The organism is Nitrospirota bacterium (genome assembly GCA_016212215.1).
GTDB lineage: Bacteria > Nitrospirota > 9FT-COMBO-42-15 > HDB-SIOI813 > HDB-SIOI813 > JACRGV01.
The window spans coordinates 1-4034 of the sequence record JACRGV010000111.1 but is presented as its reverse complement, the minus strand read 5'-3'; the positions used below and the strand labels follow the sequence as shown (position 1 = coordinate 4034).

The window sequence follows — 4034 nt, the reverse complement described above, 5'->3', positions numbered from 1 at the left end:
GGCATTGTATGCGCGAAGCAAGACCTATGACAAGGCCATTGCAAGATTTGAAGAGGCTATTAAGGTAAACCCCAATTATCTCCAACCCTATATGCTCATAGGCATACTCTACGATTCCCAAAAAAATCATGATAAGGCAAAGGGATATTACGAAAAGGCATTAAAGATTGACCCCAAATTCGCCCCTGCAGCAAACAATCTTGCATGGATATATGCAGAGTATGGAGGGAACATAGACATTGCATTGGACCTTGCACAGAGGGCAAAGGAGAAACTTCCAGAGGACCCTGGTGTATCAGATACACTCGGTTGGATATACTATAAGAAGGGTGCATATCTTAAGGCCATATCAATGTTAAAGGATAGCAGTGAAAAACTCCAGGATAACCCAACTGTGCATTATCACCTCGGGATGGCCTATTATAAGAATGGCGATAAAGAGATGGCAAGGAGGGAACTCGATGCCGCCCTTAATCTGAATCAAAAATTCGATGAAATGGAGGAAACAAAGAAAGTTATTGCGAGTTTGAGGAGATAAATATTAAAGAATTGCTGTCATTCCCACGAAAGTGGGAATCCGGTTTTTGCAATCTATCTTTTTCTTCTTTTAATCACCCCAAGCGCCACAAGCCCTGAGCCAAGGAGAAGTAAGGTTGAAGGTTCAGGAACCGGGACACCTACACCACTGGTCGTCTGGGGAGAAAATCTATCATCACCATTACTGTACGTTCCATCTCCACCTTTATCAGCAAATGTAAAAAAGTGGTCAAATCCGTCCAGTGCACCGTTAAACTGTATGATGCCGGTATAAATGTAGGTTGTCCCTGGATAGCCATTGGCTCCAGGATTGACATCTGCAAGGAGTTGCCAGCCCGGGTTGAGTAAATTAAATTCATCGAGAACCGGCCCAAGGTTAATTCCTGAATATGGTGTCGGTTTATAACCATCAACCTGATTTGAGAAGGTACCCGACAACGAACTACCATTAAAACTTACATCAGTGATCGGAACTGGATTCGATCCCCCGTTCTGGGCCGTGGCATCTGTCAGCAGATAAATATTTGTATGGTAAATATAATTCATGTCTAACTCGTCAGCATCCTCACCTTGATCAGTAACCCAAAGGTATAGCTTATCTCCACTTCCGATAGCAAACCCCTCCTGTTGGTTTGGCCCCTTTGGAAGGATTGTTGTTGTCCAGTCATCCTGATAGTTAGTAATGGCCGATTCGGTGCTATAATAAGGGCCATCTGTTGCAACACCAAGGGTCGGTACGGCCCAGGCATTTGGTAAATTATACATTATAATTAGCGCAGCCGCTATGAGCCAAATTACCTTCTTCATGATTGTCCTCCTACGATGCATAAAAGTTATTTAATGACGATTTATTGCGAGGCCATCAAATATCACATGCATTATAATGAAGCAAAAAGAATGCCAATAAATATAATTAAAGTAAAATAGATTGTAACTATTTGATAATATAGAATTATATCATTATTATCCTATTCTTGTTAAAAACTTACCACCCCTGAATTTCAGGAACTGTTAAATATTTTGTCGCTTTTTCGGGTATTTTAGAGGTAGTTACTTGTCTTACTTTGTTTATAACTAAGGAATTGGGTAATCTTTCAATGAGTTACGTCAAAAAGTATACTGTCAAATTTTCCGTCACTTAGGATATTTTTTTGTCTTACGCAAATACAAATAACGAAGTCATGTACCCCATGATGCTGCTAATTGCAACATTATCAGATTTCGCTTAATATCCTGAGCAGAGGTAACTTCTGAATCCTGTCTAAAGTGTGAAACTGACAATGAGCCTTCCAACCAGGCCCTGATGGTATAAAAAGCCCCGGCAGAAATGTTGAATGATTTAATATCCACCTGATCACCGCGAAGTGAATTATTCTCCGCATAATTGGCCCGTATGCTCGAGGAGAGGTGTCTTGTATGCCTACCTCCGATGTTTATATTGACTATTTGTGACACAACCGGAGATGTACTGACACCGCTCCCGGCATTCAATTCCCTTGAGTAGCCGATATTATATGTGAGGAATTCAGACATTGTAGAACATCTCAATGCTCCTCGTAAATTTGATGTATGCCCCACTATTTCATGATCAATTATATCCCATCCAACGCTGGCCTCACATTGGGTAAAAGGTGAAAACATATGGCGCAGACCGGTAGTAATAAAATAATTTTTTAAGTCTACACTGCCTGTCTGTGATCTCGTTATCCCTATATTACCCGATAAAGTATTTCGCTGACTTACATAGCGGGTACCCATTGATAGACTATGTACCACGCTATCTATAAGCCTGGGATCTGGAAATTCTGTTAACAAATTAGAATAACTCAGAATCATATTTTGATTATGTGAGAGTGGAAGTCTTATCTCCACGGAACTTGCATTTCTGAATGACTGATTTCGCCCGGTCCTTATGCCATAATTGCTCAGTGGATCTGCGCCCCCTCTACTCTCATCAAAATAGTAATCTCTTAATTCAGGTGTATATGTAAAATTCTCAGTAACAGTAATATTGACCTCCCTGAATAATTTGCGAAACCACCTGGCAGCATCAACATTTACATTGCCATCATGCGTCACTACATTAAGTGCCGGGTGATGTGCATATGTATTCAATGTCGCTAAATAGTTGGTTTGAAGCGCAACGTTAGCTCCTGTGTAGGAAGTATTGAGACGGGCGCCTATCCCTGTAATAAAATCACCTGTTTCATTGGTGCGCGAATATATGTTGCTGTTATAGGTTTCAGAAATATTAAGAGATGGTCTCATTTGCCAGTTTGACTCCGCGCTGCTTTCCGTAAAGGAGCCTGAAATAGAAATAACAAAGAAAGATAAAATAAGTATAAATAAAGTATACATTCTCCTCAAGACATTATGAAGATTCTTACTGCATTGTAATTCCATACTTCCTTATCATATCAGTAAGGGTCTGACGGCTGATAGCGAGATCTATAGCTGCATGTGTTATATTACTGCCGTGCCTTAAGAGCGCCTCACTTATAAGGCGTTTTTCCAGCGCCTCCCGCGCCTCATGGAGTGAAGTAATCTGTTTATCGCCATAATCAGGAGAAGAAAACTCGAGGTCAGCAGGCGATATCCATTCACCATCCGACATGACAACAGCCCTTTTAACCCTGTTTTCAAGCTCTCGTACATTACCGGGCCATTCATAACCTGATAATGCCTTAACAGCCTCATCCCGGAACCCGCGGATTTTTTTCTTAAACTCTCTGGAATAACGGTGCAGAAAGGCCATTGCAAGCAACAGAATGTCATTTCCTCTTTCTTTTAGTGATGGTAATTGTATGGAAACCACACTGAGACGAAAGTAAATATCTTCTCTAAACCTTCCATCGTTAATCGCCTTTTTTAGATCCCTGTTGGTAGCAGCAATTACACGAACATCAACAGGAATCTCTTCCCTGCCGCCTATATGCTCAATAACATGTTCCTGGAGAAACCTGAGGAGCTTTACCTGAAGGGACAATGTTAATTCCCCTATCTCATCTAAGAAGAGCGTTCCTTTCTCAGCATACTCAATCCGGCCCTTTCTAAGTTTGTCCGCGCCGGTAAATGCCCCTCTTTCATGACCAAAGAGTTCACTCTCTAAAAGGGTTTCCGGGATAGCGCCACAATTTATTACTACAAAGGGCTTTTCTCTGCGATCACTTAATCTGTGAATGGCCTTGGCCGTGATCTCTTTTCCTGTACCGGACTCTCCAAGTATTAAAACAGGCACATCAGCAGTCGCTACCTTCCGGATAACCTGGAATACCAGATCCATAGCCAGACTACTGCCAAGTATCCCGTCCAGACCCTCTGATTGAATCTGCCGGTGAAGAGAAAGATTTTCCGCTTCAAGTTCAACCATCCTGAGCGCCCGTTTTATAACGACCTTAACCTCATCTATTACAGGGGGTTTAGTGAAGAAATCAAAGGCGCCCATTTCAATGGCCTTGAGGGTATTCCCCTTTTCTGTATTACCACTGACTATTATC

At 41.7% G+C, this 4034-nt stretch carries 4 protein-coding genes; 1 reads left to right on the top strand and 3 read right to left on the bottom strand.

Translation table 11 applies throughout. The annotated features are described in order from the left end of the window. A partial coding sequence (locus HZA08_09990) for a tetratricopeptide repeat protein (GenBank protein ID MBI5193754.1) occupies positions 1–538 on the top strand: 538 nt, incomplete at its 5' end. Between the two features lie 53 nt (positions 539–591). Here HZA08_09990 and HZA08_09985 read toward each other — a convergent pair. The 3 genes from HZA08_09985 to HZA08_09975 all read right to left on the bottom strand — a co-directional run. Next, positions 592–1083: a PEP-CTERM sorting domain-containing protein gene (locus HZA08_09985; protein ID MBI5193753.1), complete on the bottom strand. Its 492-nt coding sequence runs from the start codon at positions 1081–1083 to the stop codon at positions 592–594. Between the two features lie 633 nt (positions 1084–1716). Beyond that, positions 1717–2895, bottom strand: a complete 1179-nt coding sequence (locus HZA08_09980) for a hypothetical protein (GenBank protein ID MBI5193752.1) — start codon at positions 2893–2895, stop codon at positions 1717–1719. A 25-nt stretch (positions 2896–2920) separates the two neighbouring features. Beyond that, a partial coding sequence (locus tag HZA08_09975; GenBank protein MBI5193751.1) for a sigma 54-interacting transcriptional regulator occupies positions 2921–4034 on the bottom strand: 1114 nt, incomplete at its 5' end.

Bases quoted from the DNA above. Each gene is read 5' to 3' on its own strand.
- HZA08_09985 (MBI5193753.1), bottom strand. From the start codon at position 1,083: ATGAATTATATTTACCATACAAATATTTATCTGCTGACAGATGCCACG.
- HZA08_09980 (MBI5193752.1), bottom strand. From the start codon at position 2,895: ATGTATACTTTATTTATACTTATTTTATCTTTCTTTGTTATTTCTATT.